Below are 15522 nucleotides of genomic sequence, written 5' to 3'. Positions count from 1 at the left end.
GTTGAGCTTGTGGACACAATCTACCGTCTAGGCATAGATATCGGAGGTACTTTCACGGATGCGCTGGTGATGGACCATCAGGGCAGGGTGATTGCGGCGCTGAAAACGCCATCGATTGCAGTAGCTCCTGAACAGGCGATTTTTAACGCACTTGATCAGTTAAAGGCGAGTGGCGTGAATATTCATGAGATTGATCTGTTTGTGCATGGAACAACGCTTGGCGTCAACACGTTGATTGAGCGAAATGGCGCAGTTACAGGTCTGCTGGTCACTAAAGGATTCCGTGACATTCTTGAAATCCGCCGGTTGCGACTTGAGGATACAACCAATCTGTATGGTGACAAGACCGATGCACTAGTACCGAGACATCACGTTAAGGAAATCGATGAACGGGTCATTGCGAGTGGGGGCATACTCCAGCCACTGAATGAGGAACAACTGTTGCAAGCGGTGGATGAGCTGGTGGAGGATGGCGTTACCGCTTTGGCGATTAGCTTTTTACATGCTTATGTGAATCCCGCTCATGAGCAGCTTGCGGAAGATCTGATCAGGGAACGTTATCCGCAACTGTTCATCTGCCGAAGCAGCGCCATCTGGCCACAACAGCGTGAGTTCGAACGAACACTCGCAACGGCCATGAACGCTTATGTAGGTGAACGGATGGGGTCTTACTTCCTGCGTCTGCAAAAAGGGATCCAGGCATACGGCCTCAAAGCCAACTTGCTGTCAACCATGTCCAACGGTGGAATTATGACGGCTGCCAGAGCGGCTAATGAGCCGGTACGTACGCTTCTGTCCGGGCCTGCTTCCGGTGTAATCGCCGCGACCCATATTGCTGAACGAGCGGGCATTCATCAGGTCATCACATTTGACATGGGTGGGACAAGTGTTGATGTTGCCCTTATTGACAAAGAACCGAGTTATTCTTCTGAGAACAAGGTTGGAGACTTTCCTGTCATCATTCCCGCTGTTGATGTAACAGCGATTGGGGCTGGTGGTGGTTCAATTGCTTGGCTTGATTCCGTAGGCGTACTCAAGGTTGGACCGCGCAGCGCGGGAGCCAATCCCGGTCCGGCATGTTATCAGCGCGGGGGAGAAGAGCCGACAACCACAGATGCCTATCTACAGCTCGGTATCCTGCATGCTGACCATTTCCTTGGCGGACAAATGCGTCTGTATCCCGAACTTGCAGAGCGTACTCTGGGCAATCTGGGAGAGAAGCTTGGACTGAATGCCGAACAGACTGCACAAGCCATTCTTGATGTGGCAACTGCCAATATGTACGCCCAGTTTTCTCCCCTCATGGCTCGCAAGGGCGTTGATCCCCGCGATTTTACGTTGCTCGCATATGGTGGAGCCGGCCCGATGCATGCTTTTCTGATGGCACGTGAGGTAGGTATCGGCAGAGTGTTGATCCCGCCATCTCCGGGAACATTGTGTGCCATGGGCTGCACGGTTGCCAATCTCCGCAATGATTTCGTTCATACGTTACACAAAAGTACCCAGACTCTGGAGTCTGGTGAATTAAGCTCTCTTTTTGCTGAATTGGAAAACCTGGGACGTAGCTGGGTAGATGAGGAAGCCCGTGGTGGTGTCAAGCTGGACAATATTTATTGCCTGTACAGTGCGGATATGCGATATGAGGGACAGGCCTTTGATCTTGAGGTCACGCTGACATTGGAAGAAATTCAAGATCCCAAGAAGGCAGGGATTAAATTCCATACATCTTACCAAAACGTGTTTGGCATTAGTCAGCCAGAGGCAGAGGTCATGTTTGTAAGTCTCAGAGCAACCATTGTTGGTGTTTTACCTACCCATAACACGGTAGATCCGGCAAATTTGCCATTTGATGAGAGTGTAGCGGAAGAAAGGCTCATCACCTTTGACCATGTACAGCAGATTGCCAAGGTACTGAAAAGGGGACAAATTCCATCGGTGGATGCCCCCATCCCCGGGCCCATTATTGTGGAGGAATATGATACAACGATCTTTATTCCGCCAGGATATAAGGTATACCGGGATGTGCATGGGAACGTGATTGGGGAGGTGGAAGCATGATCGGTGACAAGGTCTTTCTTGAGATTTTTAACAATCGAATTCAAGCTGCCGTGGAAGAAATGGCAAATGTTGTTCTGCGCACAGGATTCACCGCTTTTGTCAAAGAAACTGGCGATTTTGGAACCTACCTCTTAACTCCATCCGGGGAAACGTTCGGATCGCCGCTGGAGACGGGTTACAATCTGTCCCTGGGCATCCCTGCTGCTGCGACCATTAACAGTATAGAAGACTGGAAAGAAGGGGATCTCGTCATATGTAATGATCCTTATTCCACCAAAGGCATGGTCACACACCTTCCAGACATTCATCTCATCAAGCCTTATTTTCACGAAGGGCGAATCATTGCTTACGGCATGTGCTTTGTCCATTCATCCGATGTGGGCGGCAAGGTACCGGGGAGCGTATCTCCCAGCGCCTACGATATTCATATGGAAGGCATTCGAATTGCACCAGTCAAGCTGTATGAAGCTGGTGTTCTCAACGAGCAGATCCTGCGAATGTTTATGGACAACAGCCGAATTCCGGAGCAAAATCTCGGTGATCTCAAAGCGCTTATGGCTGCATTGAATCGGGGAGAGCAACGGCTTGAGGAACTCATTGCACGATATGGCGTGGGAAAAATCCAGCAGGGCATCGAACATTTGCTGGAATATGCCGAGCTGAAGGCACGTGTTATCGTGCAAGATGTCCCGGACGGTTCCTATGACTTCTGGGACTATCTGGAGAAAGGACCAGGAGGATATCCTATTCGGTTGCGTTGCAAGATGACGATTGAAGGTAGTGACATTCATCTGGACTTTAGCGGCACCGATCCTCAGGTTAGGGCTTCATTCAACATTCCTACCCACAACCAACAGGGCCATTACATGCTGGTGCCCGCACTCATTCGTTATTTCCGTACGCTCGATCCGACCATTCCTTGGAATTCGGGCATGATTCGTATGGTGCGAAATTACGCGCCGCCTGCTTCCGTACTAAACCCGGAGCCGATGGCAGCAGTTGGGGCACGTGCTGCGACCTTTATCCGGCTGATGGACGTTATCACGGGAGCACTGGGGAAAGCTCAGGGCAGTATGGTTCCCGCGGCAGGAGCTGGACAAGCCTGCATCGTCATGATGGCGATGACAGATGCATCCGATGGCAAGAAAAAGGTGGGCGTAATTCAGCCGATCTGCGGAGGTTCGGGAGCTAGGCCGATGAAAGACGGCATTGATGGCATGGATTTTGCGGTCGGTCATCTTCGGAATATTCCTGCGGAAACGGTGGAATCCGAGATGCCTGTGTTGATTGAGCATTATGGTCTTCGTGCTGACTCGGCGGGTGCAGGAACCTTCCGTGGCGGAAGCGGAATTGATTTATGTGTCAGAATTCTAACACCGGATACCGTGATGACGGCCAGAAACATGGAGCGTATGGAGTTCCAGCCCTGGGGCAGGCTCGGTGGTGGCGTAGGTTCACATGGAGAAGCGATTCTTAATGCTGGACGTGCAAGTGAGCATCATCTGGGAAGAATTGATGAGCTGCTGCTTCAACCTGGAGAAACGGTTACGTTCCTGTCGCAAGGCGGAGGCGGATATGGTGATCCACTTGAACGTGAACCACGCCTAGTTCTGGAGGATGTAAGAAGTGGGCTGGTATCCCCGGAGAAAGCTCTTGAGTTATATGGTGTTGTGATTGACGGCCTGGAGCTGAACGAGAGCGATACCGAACAAATGCGAGCCAAGCGACCACGGCAGCAGGAGGAATTCGCCTTTGGCAAGGCGCGGGAGCAATTTGAAGACATATGGAGCGATGAGATGCAGGTAACACTGAATCAGGCCTTGCTGAATGCTCCGCTTGCACTAAGAGACTACCTGAAGCGTCAGACCATGGGCGTTGTAGAGGAGAAGTATAAGGATTCCCTATCTGTAGATCCACGGGAGATATCCGACATTATGGAAGGTTTACGCCAGCAAATAGGGTTGCATTGATCAAGTATATGGAAACTATCTAGTTCTGTCTTATCGGTAAAACCAACTACATGGATGGGGGAATTTGCATGTTCAAATCCAACAAAAAACGCTTTCTCAGCCTCGCCTCTCTGACACTGGCCGGTACATTGGTGCTTTCCGCCTGCGGTGGAGCAGGCAGCTCAAGTAATACTGCCGGAGAGAGCGACTCTTCAGGAGCAAGCGGAGACAAAGTTAAGCTGACGATGTTTATCTGGGCTGGCTCCAATCAGGATGTCGTTCCGAAAGAAGTGGTTGCCGAGTATGTGAAAGAACATCCCAACGTTGAAGTCACCTTTGAGGAATCCTCCAATTCGGTAATGTACCCCAAGATGGTTGCAGGCAAGCAGGCTGATGCCAACAATCCGATTGTTAACTTCGGTTACTTCAATGCAGATGCGACGGCAAAAGGATTGAATGATGACATGTGGGAGCCACTGGATACCAGCATTGTGACCAATATTAAGGATATTCCGGAGTCCTTCCACAAGCCAGACAATAAAGGTGTGGTCTGGGGCGTTTCAAGCTTCGCCCTGGTGTATAACAAAGACCTGGTGAAAACGCCGCCTACCAGCTGGAACGATCTATGGGATAACGAGGAGTTCAAAGGGAAAACTGCGCTCTGGGACTATATGTTCTATTCCTATATCTCCCCACTTATTGCTGCCAAAGGTCAAGAGATTGGCGCATCCTATGAAAATCCCGAGCCAGCCTTCCAGTTCTGGGCAGATCGTAGTGACCAGATTGGCACATTGGTTTCATCCAATGATCAGCTGAAGGCACTCCTGGAGTCAGGTGATGCGCTCATTGCCCCATTCAGTGCACAGGTTGCACAGACATGGATTGATGGTGGTTCTCCACTTGCCGTAGCGTATCCGAGTGAAGGTGCCATCTCCTTCCCATACACACTTCAGGTAGTGAAGGGCTCAACACCTGAGCAGGCACGTGTTGCAAATGAAATTATTAACGAGTTGTTGAGCGCGGAGGCGCTGTCACAATATGCAGAAGCAACGGGTACGCCAGTAACCAGTACGACAGCTGCAGTTCCGGACAAGTACAAGGATGATCCTTCATTCTCCGTGGAAACGCAAAGTAATGGTATTAATCCAGACTGGGATGTGCTTGCACAGAACAGCTCTTCCTGGAAAGAACTATGGGACCGTCTCGTGAAAACAAAACTTCAATAAAAGGATTGTTGCCAGGCACACAATAATTCCGGGTTCTGTTATGAACCCGGAATGGATGGGAGGGAATCAGAGATGAGCAGCGGACAAGAGACCATATCCATTGAAACAAGGGAAGTCACGAAGACTTATGGTAAGCGAGCCGCCGTTGATCAAGTAACACTCCAAGTGAAAAAGGGTGAATTCGTTTCCTTGCTTGGTCCGAGTGGCTGTGGCAAAACAACACTGCTGCGCATGCTTGGCGGACTTGAGCAGCCGGATCAGGGCACCATTATGCTGGGAGGTCGGGATGTTACTGGCATCCCGGCTTATGGACGCAATAGCAATATGATTTTTCAGCAGCTTGCGCTGTTCCCTCATATGGATGTATTCAACAACATTGCCTATGGCCTAAAGGTGAAGAAGTTACCAAAAGTCGATATCCAACGGCAGGTAGGTGAAATGCTTGATCTGGTCCAGCTCGGAGACTATGGCAGGCGTGCTGTATCCGAGCTGTCCGGGGGTCAGGCACAACGCGTCGCCATTGCTCGCGCACTGATCAACAGACCCGAAGTGCTACTGCTTGATGAACCTCTCTCTGCATTGGACATGCAGCTGCGTCTCGATATGCAGCGTGAACTGAAACGCATCCAGCGTGAATTCGGCGGAACGTTTATCTTTGTAACGCATGATCAGAGCGAAGCCATGAATATGTCTGACCGAATTGGCGTTATGCGCGATGGAAGGCTGCTGCAATACGCAACCCCTGATGAAATCTATGAAAGACCGACCGATAGTTTCGTGGCCAAGTTTATTGGAGATACCAATCTCTTTGAGACGGAATTACTGGGACATGATGTGAATGGAATTCGGGTGGAATGCTTCGGCAAGCCATTGCTGGTGAAAGTCAGTGATGGCAATGCTGTACCGAAAGCGGGAGCACGACATTCCTTATCAATCCGCAATGAGTATATTCGACTTGGAGAAGATGCAACTCATTGCCTGAACAAGCTGGATGGACACGTGATTGAAGCGGTGTATGGCGGAGCAAATATTCGATACAGTGTGCAGATTGCTGAAGGTTTTCTGGTTCAGGCCAGTGTGCTGCATCAGCGGGGAGCTTCACGTTATAGTCCAGGTGAGCCAATACAAATTGGCTTTGATCCAGAGGACGCGCTCTTGTTATCCGAACCCATTGATGACCGTGTACAGGGGGCAAGAATATGAACCGGATCGCGGAACGGATCGTGAATCTGTATTCCTTTGGAAACCGCACATGGGTAACCCGGTTGCTGCTTCTGTTGCCTGCGCTTGCTCTGATGGGCATCGTGTATCTGGGCGGGTTGCTGATCTTTGGCAGATATAGCTTTGATATGTATGAGAATGGAAAGCTTATTCGGGGCTGGGATTGGGGGGCCTATCGTGCGTTTCTGTCCGACCCTTATTATTGGAAGCTGATTGGCACAACGTTTCGCATTGCCTTCAAGGTTACGCTATGGAGTCTTCTGCTTGCCTATCCGCTGGCCTATTGCATTGCGGGTCTAAAGAAGCCTGGCATGAAGCAATTGTTGCTGCTGCTCACGTTTCTTCCGCTACTGGTCAGTGCCGTTGTGCGTTCTTACGGATGGCAGCTTTTGTTGTCCAAACAGGGCTTCATGAACTGGCTGTTCATCCGTCTGGGGCTAACCGAGGAAGGATTCAGCATGATATACAACGAGACAGGTGTTGTTGTGGCCCTTGTCCATATTTTCCTGCCATTTATGGTCTTTCCGATTCTAAATGTACTGTCCCAAAGTGACGCTTCCTTAAAGGCAGCTGCTCAGGATCTGGGGGCGGGCAGCTGGAGAACATTCCTGACCATTACCCTGCCTTTATCGGCAAGAGGCATTGCAAGCGGGGTGCAGATTGTGTTCACGCTATGTCTCACCGCATTCACCACACCTCAGCTGATCGGCGGGGGAAGAGTCATGACACTTCCGGTATTTATATATCAGCGAACCTTGGACACCAACTGGCCGATGGCTGCGGTTGCCAGCCTGTTTTTACTTGTGTCTTCCATTGTTGTTTCGTTGCTTGTGAATAAAGGAGCAGAAACGTTGATGTTCCGTCGTTCCCGCAAGGGAGGTCAGGCGTATGGTTAAGTCGAACAGGGGCACCAAGCTGTTACTCTACATCTTTGTGGGTGCCGTAGCGATTTATTTGCTGCTGCCACTGCTGATGATTATGTTGACATCTGTAGGCTCAGGTTCAGCCAGCAAATTTCCCCCGGAAGGTCTAACCTTGAAGTGGTATGCCAATCTGAGTGAGCAGACCCAGTTTCTCGATGCATTCAAGAACAGCCTTATTGCTTCTACAGGGGCGGTTCTGCTGGCTTTGATTACAGGTACGCTTGCTGCGTTAGCAATCGTGCAATACCCTTTCCCGGGCTCTGGTATCTTAAGGGCATTTTTTGTATCTCCAATGGTTATGCCAAAAATTACGCTGGGTACTGCATACCTGATTTTATTCTCAAAAATGCATATTGCAGGCGGACTGTTTGCACTTATTTTGGGTGAAGCGGTCATTGTGCTGCCATTTGTGCTCACTATTGTTGGCAGTGCGTTAGCCAATCTGCACCCGGCTCATCGGGAAGCTGCCGCGGACCTTGGTGCTGGGCCGATACGCATTTTTTTCACAATTACGCTGCCACAGCTCCGACTATCCCTGCTTCTGTCAGGGTCAATCGCTTTTGTCTTCACTTTTGATCAGGTCGAGGCTGCACTGTTGTTGCTCCGTCAGGACAGCTACACGTTGCCAATACAGCTATTCCTGTATATGGAGAAATGGCAGGACCCAACGATAGCCGTGGTGTCTGTAGTTCTGATCGCGTTTGCGCTGGCTCTGTTTATGACGATTAAACTAGTGTTGCGCTCTGTACCAGGACTTGAAAGTTTGTTTGGTCGCAGGAAAACAAAAGGAGGACTGGATCAAAATGAATAATTCACAGCATCTATCCCATAGCTCAAGTCTGAACAGGGACCGGGCGGAAGAAGTGATGAAAACTCAGGGGCTAAGCGCCCTGATCGCAACAACTCCAGAGAACATTCAGTATGTCATCGGGTCCCAGCTGCGTGCAAGCAACTGGACCATGCAGATTTATGCGGTTTTACCTGCCGACAGATCTGCTAAGCCTTGTATCGTCATTCCAACGAATCGGTTAGGCGTTGTAGCCCAGTTCGGTATTACGGGGGTAGATATATTTGCCTACAGTGATTTCTTTGTGGAAGGTTCAATTGAAGGCAAACCTTCCACTGACGACATTGATCTCTTTTATTCTCTTCTGCAAACGACGGTTATTCATCCGGGTCCTGTTGAAGCACTCAAGGCTGCATTAAAACAGCTTGAGATCGAAGATCAGCCGATTGGAATCGATGAGATGCGGATCGCTCCCGATATTCTGGCTAGAATCAAGGAGGAGGTTCCTGACAGACCGGTAATTCCCGCATATAAGTTGTTCCGAGAAATCCGTCTGGTCAAGACACCTTTCGAAATCGAGCAACTTCGTCAGGCTGCCCAATTAAATGAACGGATTGAGCAGGAACTAATTGACCTGATTGCAGCAGGTGTTCATGAGAAGCAACTTGCCGATCATTATCGTCTGGCTGTGATGAGAGCGGGTGGAACTCCGGCAATGACAGCGGTAGGGGCAGGGCCACGTAGTGCGCTACCACTCATCGAAAATTATTTTCATATGATTGAGGTTGGAGATCAGGTCCGTTTCGATCTTTGCCTGCAGCTGGAAGGATACTGGGGAGATACGGGCCGCACGGTTGTTGCAGGGGAACCTACCGCTTGGATGAAAAAACATTTTGCTGCGGTCAAAAGTGGATGGGAGACGGCACTTGAAACGCTGCGCCCTGGCGTCAAGGCGTCGGAAGTATTCCATGCGGCAGTATCTCGCGTACAGCGTGAGGGGATTCCGCATTACCGACGTCAGCATGTCGGACATGCCATCGGGTTGGAACTGTACGACGATATAACCCTCTCCCCGGGTGACCAGCGGATACTGGAGTCCGGTATGGTGTTATGTGTTGAGGTACCCTATTACGAGCTAGGTGCTGGTGGGTTCCAAATCGAGGATACAATTGTTGTAACGCCAGATGGTTATGAGTTTCTGACCCATATGGAGCGGAAATTGTTCACTAAATAACGATAGATGGAAGGCTTCGCTGACCGGCGATCAGACCACAGTCGATCCAAGAAGCTTTCTTACTGGGAAAGTTGGAACATCCATGATTCAGCAGGGAACTAAGACGTTTCGTAACATTAGCCTTGCACTGTTCGCCGGAGGTTTTGTCACTTTTGCTTTGCTCTACAGCCTCCAGCCCCTGATGCCTGAGATTAGCAATGCATTCTCAATTACGCCGGCACACGCCAGTCTTACGTTATCCGTTACAACGATCGCCATGGCACTGACGATGCTGTTCATCGGGTCCTTATCTGATTCGGTGGGCCGACGCTTTATAATGACAGCGGCACTGGTGATATCTTCTGTTATTGCTTTGCTCAGCGCATTCAGCCCGGGATATACGGAGCTTCTTCTGCTTCGTATTCTCCAGGGTGTGGCACTCGCGGGGTTGCCAGCGATAGCCATGACATATCTGTCAGAAGAAATTGAACCTAGAAGTCTTGGTTATGCTATGGGCCTATATATCAGCGGCAATTCGATCGGAGGCATGGCCGGCCGTTTCATCAGCGGTGTGGTGACAGATTGGTTCAGTTGGCGCGCTGCTGTGGGGTTCATTGGTATTCTTGGACTGTGTGCAGCCGTTATTTTTTGGCTTGTTATCCCGCCATCCCGTCATTTTGTCAAAGCTGCACCCGGATTCAAAAATCCAATACCTCTTTTGTGGTCGCAATGTCGCAATCCAAGGCTGTTATGCCTGTATGGACTCGGTTTTCTCCTGATGGGGGGATTCGTGACCCTGTTCAACTATATCGGTTTTGAATTAACGGGTGAACCCTATCATCTTAGCCAGTCTATCGTTGGAAGTCTTTTTGTAGTATATCTGATGGGCACAGTCAGCAGTACCTGGATGGGCAGGATGGCAGATCGGTACGGCAGGTCACATGTGCTTGGAATCGCGCTGGGAATTATTCTGGCTGGTGCAGTCTGTACCGTTCATCCAGCGCTTTGGGTCAAAATTATCGGACTCGCCCTGTTTGCCTTCGGTTTCTTTGGCGGTCATTCCATCGCAAGCAGCTGGGTTGGACTTGTGGCCAATCAGCACAAATCTCAAGCCAATGCGTTGTATTTATTTTTCTACTATCTTGGTTCAAGCGTAAGTGGAACAGGAGGTGGACTGCTTTACAGTCATCTTGGGTGGATAGGCATTGTGGGGATGATCGGTGTGTATGTTTTGAGCGGTTTTGTCTTGTGTAATTTGCTTGTTCACAGGTTGAAGGGACGGGCTACATAAATCAACTTTTTCCGACAGCTATTGCATATCCTGAAATACCGAGTATAATACTTGGTAAATAGACGAAAAGGGGATGCAATAAACGATGAAAACACATGCTGAATTGAACTCACTTCTTGTTGACGATTATCTGGATCTCCTGAACATTGCGAAACAGCTAGGTGATGACGAATGGAAAGATGCTATTCTGCAAGCATTGAAGGAAGAAGTCGATGCGAATCATCATCTGGATTCCAAAGAGGTAAGACAGGATCTATGGATTCAATTTGAAGGCATTAATGAACAAATGCATGATCTGTTAATGCAATTGAAGCATGCCGACAGTCCTGAGGAGAAAGAACAGATTATTGAAATGATCTGGGGATTGAAAGTAGACCGTCATGCGATCACACGTAAACTTGAAACCATGAGCCGTGCCAGTGCTGGACATCAGTAAGCTCTAGGTTGATTATACATTGAAAACCCGCGTGTCTCCTGGGATCATCCCCTAGGTCGCACGCGGGTTTTGTTTTTGCTTTATTGTTTACTACACTTTAGTGAGTGTTCAAAAAGGTCGGTTTTCAGTACCGAGAAGATGGGATGAAGCTAGAAATGGAGTAGCGGAGCGTAGGGAAAACTACGTGAGCAACGGACATTTCGGCTGAATTCCATATTCGATGCTGATGATGCCATTAGGCATCCTTCGTAATCAAAAGCGGACTTTTTGAACTACTTCTATTAAAACTGTTTTGCGAAAGTGCGTGCTTGTTCGATAGCTTGTTGCTTGATCTCATCTGCACGATCTTTATATTGATTATGCCCCTCAACAAAAATGCCATCAAGCTTCGGCACACCGAGGAATGACATGATAATGCTTAAGTAACGATGACCGGATTCCATCTGAGCCGCTGGGCCATCGGAATAAATGCCGCCGCGAGCCTGAATATGCAGTGCTTTTTTATCAGACAGCAGTCCGACAGGACCTTGTTCGGTATAACGAAATGTTTTGCCAGCTACGCAGATCGAGTCCACATAAGCCTTCAGAATAGGAGGGAACGAGAAGTTCCACATCGGGGTTACAAAAACATATTTATCTGCTGAGGCAAATTGATCCGACAGTTCATTCAAACGGCTTACTTTGGTCTGCTCTTCGGAAGTCAGATCACTACCCGATTGCAGTTTGCCCCAACCACTGAAGACATCCGCATCGATATGGGGGATATCCGAGCGATACAGATCGAGGTGAACAACCTCATCAGAAGGGTGACTTTCACGATACGCATCAATAAACGCTTTACCTGTAGCCATACTGAAGGAGGTTTCATGATCATGAGGATGGGCAGTAATATACAATAAGGTAGACATGTAGTTCTTCCTCTCTGTGCGATTAATGGGGTGAAGTAAGCTTGGCAACGATGAAGCGACCGAAGTAGTATGCATCGTTTCCCTTGTTTTATACGTCAGAAAAGATATGAATGGATTGATCATGATACTGAATTGGATGCTTTATAGTGACCAGATACTCAATCCATGTATAATATACAGGACGAGTATTTATTTTCCAAAGACAATAGGATGAGTGAGATGAGCGCACATGGGAATGGACCTGGAGAAGCAACGATTAAGCATTGAAGCAGCGAAATTGTATTATCAGTCCGATTATAGCCAGCAGGATATTGCCGCAAGGTTGGGCGTGTCGCGTCCAACCGTATCAAGGTTACTTCAGTACGCCAAAGATCGTGGATATGTCCGGATTGAAATTATGGACCCGCTGGAGGATATCGACATCATTGCCGGAGAACTTAAGTCAAAATATGATCTGGATACGGCACTTGTGTGTTTTACCCCGTTGAAGAGTGATGAGGAAATACAGAAGCATATCAGTAAACGAGCAGCGGATTATCTTCAAGAGACGGTTCAGGATGCAGATATTATCGGGGTGACTTGGGGAACAACCATGCATGCTGTAGCACGCCAGCTTCGTCCCAAGCAGGTTAAAGGTGTCGAAGTCGTGCAATTGAAGGGGGGCGTAAGCCACTCCCATGTCAATACGTATGCCGCTGAGATTGTTCATTTGTTCGCTGAGGCATTCCATACGGTACCAAGGTATCTGCCGCTGCCTGTTATTTTCGACAACATTGAAGTAAAAAACATGGTGGAAGCGGATCGACATATCGGCAGAATCGTGGAACTCGGCAGACAGGCCAATATTGCTTTGTTTACCGTGGGTACTGTGAAGGAAGATGCATTATTGTTCAGGCTCGGTTACTTCAATGAAGAAGAGCAACAATTGCTGATGAACTCCGGTGCAGGTGACATTTGTTCACGCTTTTTCGACGCGGAAGGTCAGTTGATCAGTGAAGAGATTAACAGCAGAACCGTTGGAATTGATCTAGCCGAGTTGAGAAATAAGGAAAAATCAATCCTTGTCGCCGGGGGACAACGCAAAATTGAAGCCATACACGCCGCGCTCAAAGGTCATTACGCTAATATTCTGGTCACGGATCAGTACACAGCGCAGGCATTACTTCGATTTTAATTTCAAATGAATATGGATGACAACATCTGCCACGCAAAAAGGGCGGATGTTTTGCTTTTTTAGGAAGAAAATATAACGAAGAAGAAATGCAAGTGTAACTATGAACAAAAGTTCAAGTTGATTTTTACATATGTTCATGTTAGTGTAAGGGTATAGAAAATAACTAGTTCAGATAAGGGAGAGATTCAATTGACTACACCACAATTAGCTAAAATGATCGACCATACGTTGCTTCGTGCGGACGCAACGCAAAGTGAAATGGCCAAGTTAACCGAAGAAGCAAAGCAATATCAGTTTGCTTCCGTATGTGTTAACCCAGGCTGGGTTGCTTATGCAGCTGAGCAGTTGCAGGGTTCTGGCGTAGATATCTGCACCGTTATTGGTTTCCCTTTGGGGGCATCTACATCGGAGACAAAAGCTTTCGAAACGAAAGATGCGATTGCTAAAGGTGCAACTGAAGTCGATATGGTCATCAACATCAGTGCTTTGAAAGATGGCAAAGATGATTTCGTTGAACAAGATATTCGTGCTGTTGTTGAAGCGGCTGCGGGTAAAGCTTTGGTGAAAGTTATTATTGAAACTTGTCTGTTGACGGATGAAGAAAAAGTACGTGCTTGTCAGGCAGCTGTGCGAGCTGGAGCTGATTTTGTTAAAACTTCTACAGGTTTCTCCACAGGTGGAGCAACGCCAGAAGATATCGCTTTGATGCGTCGTACTGTAGGTCCTGATGTTGGCGTTAAAGCTTCCGGTGGCGTACGTAGCCTGGAAGATATGCAAAAAATGATCGAAGCGGGTGCAACTCGTATCGGTGCTAGTTCTGGCGTGAAGATTATGCAGGGCGAACAGTCTTCATCGTCTTACTAATTCGTTGTAATCTGACTCGTTAGATAACATCTAGGCTTTGCCTCACGGGATTAATCTTGTTCTTCATGTTAATCATTAATATGGAGAACAAGGTTCAAGCCTGAAAAAGCCTTTTTATTTTTTTAGCCTGAAAACTGATATAAAACGAATTTATTGTAAGCGCTTTACTTGTTTTCTGAAAGGTTTATTTCATTACATGCATGAAAAACCTTTGAGCTGAATTTTCACATCCGGCTTAACTACCTTCAAAGGAGAAATCAAATGAAATTTCTAATTGCCATTATCGGCTTACTCGTTGTTTTTGGACTGGCTTATATCGCAAGCAACGGCAAAAAGCAGATTCGTTACCGGCCGCTGGCTATCATGATTGTTTTGCAAGTTATACTAGCTTATGCTCTGTTGAATACAGGAGTGGGTACTTTTTTAATTGGCGGTTTCGCGACCGTATTTAAAAGTTTACTCGACTATGCGAATGAAGGTATCGCATTTGTATTTGGGGGTTTGACTACTGTAGGTGCCGAAAGCGGGGGGGCACCGTTCTTCCTCAGCGTATTGATGCCGATTGTTGTCATCTCCGCCCTTATCGGTATATTGCAGTATATCCGAATCTTGCCTTTTGTTATAAAATATATTGGTCTGGTATTAAGCAAAATCAACGGAATGGGCAGACTGGAATCATATAACGCGGTTGCTTCGGCTGTATTGGGGCAATCTGAAGTGTTCATTTCTGTAAAAAAACAAATTGGGTTGTTGCCAAAACATCGGCTGTACACCTTGTGTGCTTCGGCGATGTCCACGGTATCGATGTCGATTGTTGGTGCTTATATGACCATGATCGAGCCGAAATATGTGGTTACAGCTCTTGTACTGAACCTGTTTGGCGGTTTTATCATTGCTTCGATTGTGAATCCTTATGAGGTTACAGAGGAAGAAGATATATTGGAAGTACAGGAAGAGGAGAAACAGTCCTTCTTCGAAATGCTCGGCGAATACATCCTGGATGGATTCAAAGTTGCTATCATCGTAGCTGCGATGTTAATCGGTTTTGTTGCCTTGATTGCACTTGTTAACGGAATTTTCAGCGCGGTGCTTGGCATTTCGTTCCAAGAGCTACTTGGTTATGTGTTTGCACCATTTGCCTTCATCATGGGTGTTCCATGGAAAGAAGCGATTCAGGCAGGAAGTATTATGGCAACCAAAATGGTATCCAACGAATTCGTAGCTATGCTTAATTTGAAGGAGACTGCAATGTCTGCCAGAACAACGGGTATCGTATCTGTCTTCCTCGTGTCGTTCGCCAACTTCTCCTCCATCGGTATCATTGCTGGTGCGGTGAAGGGACTCCATGAGAAGCAAGGTAATGTGGTCGCCCGCTTCGGTCTGAAGCTGCTTTACGGTGCTTCGCTTGTCAGCGTGCTGTCAGCGATCATTACTGGACTGTTCTTGTAAACCGGATTATTGGAAGGAGTGCT

General features: G+C 48.0%; 13 protein-coding genes. 12 read left to right on the top strand and 1 reads right to left on the bottom strand.

Features of this window, described 5'->3' with window-relative positions; all coding sequences use genetic code 11:
• The first annotated feature begins 9 nt into the window (after nt 1–9).
• The 9 genes from CXK86_RS13805 (at nt 10) to CXK86_RS13765 (ending at nt 11104) form a co-directional block, all read left to right on the top strand.
• Nucleotides 10–2058, top strand: a complete 2049-nt coding sequence (locus CXK86_RS13805; protein ID WP_076250377.1) for a hydantoinase/oxoprolinase family protein — start codon at nt 10–12, stop codon at nt 2056–2058.
• Nucleotides 2055–4028: a hydantoinase B/oxoprolinase family protein gene (locus CXK86_RS13800; protein ID WP_076250379.1), complete on the top strand. Its 1974-nt coding sequence runs from the start codon at nt 2055–2057 to the stop codon at nt 4026–4028. The genes CXK86_RS13805 and CXK86_RS13800 overlap by 4 nt, the downstream gene beginning before the upstream one ends.
• 68 nt (nt 4029–4096) lie before the next feature.
• Entirely contained in the window at nt 4097–5233 is a 1137-nt protein-coding gene (locus CXK86_RS13795) for an ABC transporter substrate-binding protein (RefSeq protein ID WP_076250381.1), read from the top strand.
• 72 nt (nt 5234–5305) lie between these two features.
• Complete coding sequence (locus CXK86_RS13790) at nt 5306–6436, top strand: ABC transporter ATP-binding protein (protein WP_076250384.1); 1131 nt, start codon at nt 5306–5308, stop codon at nt 6434–6436.
• A complete protein-coding gene (locus CXK86_RS13785; RefSeq protein ID WP_076250386.1) occupies nt 6433–7350 on the top strand; it encodes an ABC transporter permease in 918 nt (305 codons plus the stop codon). Before CXK86_RS13790 ends, CXK86_RS13785 begins: the two co-directional genes overlap by 4 nt.
• On the top strand, nt 7343–8188 hold the full coding sequence (locus CXK86_RS13780; protein WP_076250388.1) for an ABC transporter permease: 846 nt from the start codon (nt 7343–7345) through the stop codon (nt 8186–8188). Before CXK86_RS13785 ends, CXK86_RS13780 begins: the two co-directional genes overlap by 8 nt.
• On the top strand, nt 8181–9398 hold the full coding sequence (locus CXK86_RS13775; protein WP_076250391.1) for a M24 family metallopeptidase: 1218 nt from the start codon (nt 8181–8183) through the stop codon (nt 9396–9398). Before CXK86_RS13780 ends, CXK86_RS13775 begins: the two co-directional genes overlap by 8 nt.
• An 82-nt stretch (nt 9399–9480) precedes the next feature.
• Nucleotides 9481–10668, top strand: a complete 1188-nt coding sequence (locus CXK86_RS13770; protein WP_076250393.1) for an MFS transporter — start codon at nt 9481–9483, stop codon at nt 10666–10668.
• Between the two features lie 85 nt (nt 10669–10753).
• Complete coding sequence (locus CXK86_RS13765; RefSeq protein WP_036613800.1) at nt 10754–11104, top strand: hypothetical protein; 351 nt, start codon at nt 10754–10756, stop codon at nt 11102–11104.
• Between the two features lie 281 nt (nt 11105–11385).
• Here the strand turns inward: CXK86_RS13765 and CXK86_RS13760 are convergent, their stop codons facing one another.
• Entirely contained in the window at nt 11386–12012 is a 627-nt protein-coding gene (locus CXK86_RS13760; protein ID WP_076250395.1) for an FMN-dependent NADH-azoreductase, read from the bottom strand.
• Nucleotides 12013–12247: 235 nt separating this feature from the next.
• Here CXK86_RS13760 and CXK86_RS13755 point away from each other — a divergent pair, with 235 nt between their 5' ends.
• From CXK86_RS13755 to CXK86_RS13745, 3 genes are all read left to right on the top strand, one after another.
• Nucleotides 12248–13186 carry a DNA-binding transcriptional repressor DeoR gene (locus CXK86_RS13755; protein ID WP_036613997.1) on the top strand — a complete coding sequence of 313 codons (939 nt, stop codon included), beginning with the start codon at nt 12248–12250 and terminating at the stop codon, nt 13184–13186.
• Nucleotides 13187–13399: 213 nt separating this feature from the next.
• The gene (deoC, locus tag CXK86_RS13750; RefSeq protein WP_076250397.1) at nt 13400–14050 is read left to right on the top strand and encodes a deoxyribose-phosphate aldolase; all 651 of its coding nucleotides are present in this window, start codon (nt 13400–13402) and stop codon (nt 14048–14050) included.
• 261 nt (nt 14051–14311) lie between these two features.
• A complete protein-coding gene (locus tag CXK86_RS13745) occupies nt 14312–15499 on the top strand; it encodes a NupC/NupG family nucleoside CNT transporter (protein WP_036613804.1) in 1188 nt (395 codons plus the stop codon).
• Nucleotides 15500–15522 lie beyond the last annotated feature (23 nt).

Source organism: Paenibacillus sp. BGI2013, assembly GCF_002843485.1.
Lineage (GTDB): Bacteria > Bacillota > Bacilli > Paenibacillales > Paenibacillaceae > Paenibacillus > Paenibacillus amylolyticus.
Note: the sequence above shows the minus strand (reverse complement) of the source record. Positions and strands in the feature narration are given on the sequence as shown.

Bases quoted from the DNA above. Each gene is read 5' to 3' on its own strand.
- CXK86_RS13800 (WP_076250379.1), top strand. From the start codon at position 2,055: ATGATCGGTGACAAGGTCTTTCTTGAGATTTTTAACAATCGAATTCAA.
- CXK86_RS13795 (WP_076250381.1), top strand. From the start codon at position 4,097: ATGTTCAAATCCAACAAAAAACGCTTTCTCAGCCTCGCCTCTCTGACA.
- CXK86_RS13790 (WP_076250384.1), top strand. From the start codon at position 5,306: ATGAGCAGCGGACAAGAGACCATATCCATTGAAACAAGGGAAGTCACG.
- CXK86_RS13785 (WP_076250386.1), top strand. From the start codon at position 6,433: ATGAACCGGATCGCGGAACGGATCGTGAATCTGTATTCCTTTGGAAAC.
- CXK86_RS13780 (WP_076250388.1), top strand. From the start codon at position 7,343: ATGGTTAAGTCGAACAGGGGCACCAAGCTGTTACTCTACATCTTTGTG.
- CXK86_RS13775 (WP_076250391.1), top strand. From the start codon at position 8,181: ATGAATAATTCACAGCATCTATCCCATAGCTCAAGTCTGAACAGGGAC.
- CXK86_RS13770 (WP_076250393.1), top strand. From the start codon at position 9,481: ATGATTCAGCAGGGAACTAAGACGTTTCGTAACATTAGCCTTGCACTG.
- CXK86_RS13765 (WP_036613800.1), top strand. From the start codon at position 10,754: ATGAAAACACATGCTGAATTGAACTCACTTCTTGTTGACGATTATCTG.
- CXK86_RS13760 (WP_076250395.1), bottom strand. From the start codon at position 12,012: ATGTCTACCTTATTGTATATTACTGCCCATCCTCATGATCATGAAACC.
- CXK86_RS13755 (WP_036613997.1), top strand. From the start codon at position 12,248: ATGGACCTGGAGAAGCAACGATTAAGCATTGAAGCAGCGAAATTGTAT.
- deoC (WP_076250397.1), top strand. From the start codon at position 13,400: ATGATCGACCATACGTTGCTTCGTGCGGACGCAACGCAAAGTGAAATG.
- CXK86_RS13745 (WP_036613804.1), top strand. From the start codon at position 14,312: ATGAAATTTCTAATTGCCATTATCGGCTTACTCGTTGTTTTTGGACTG.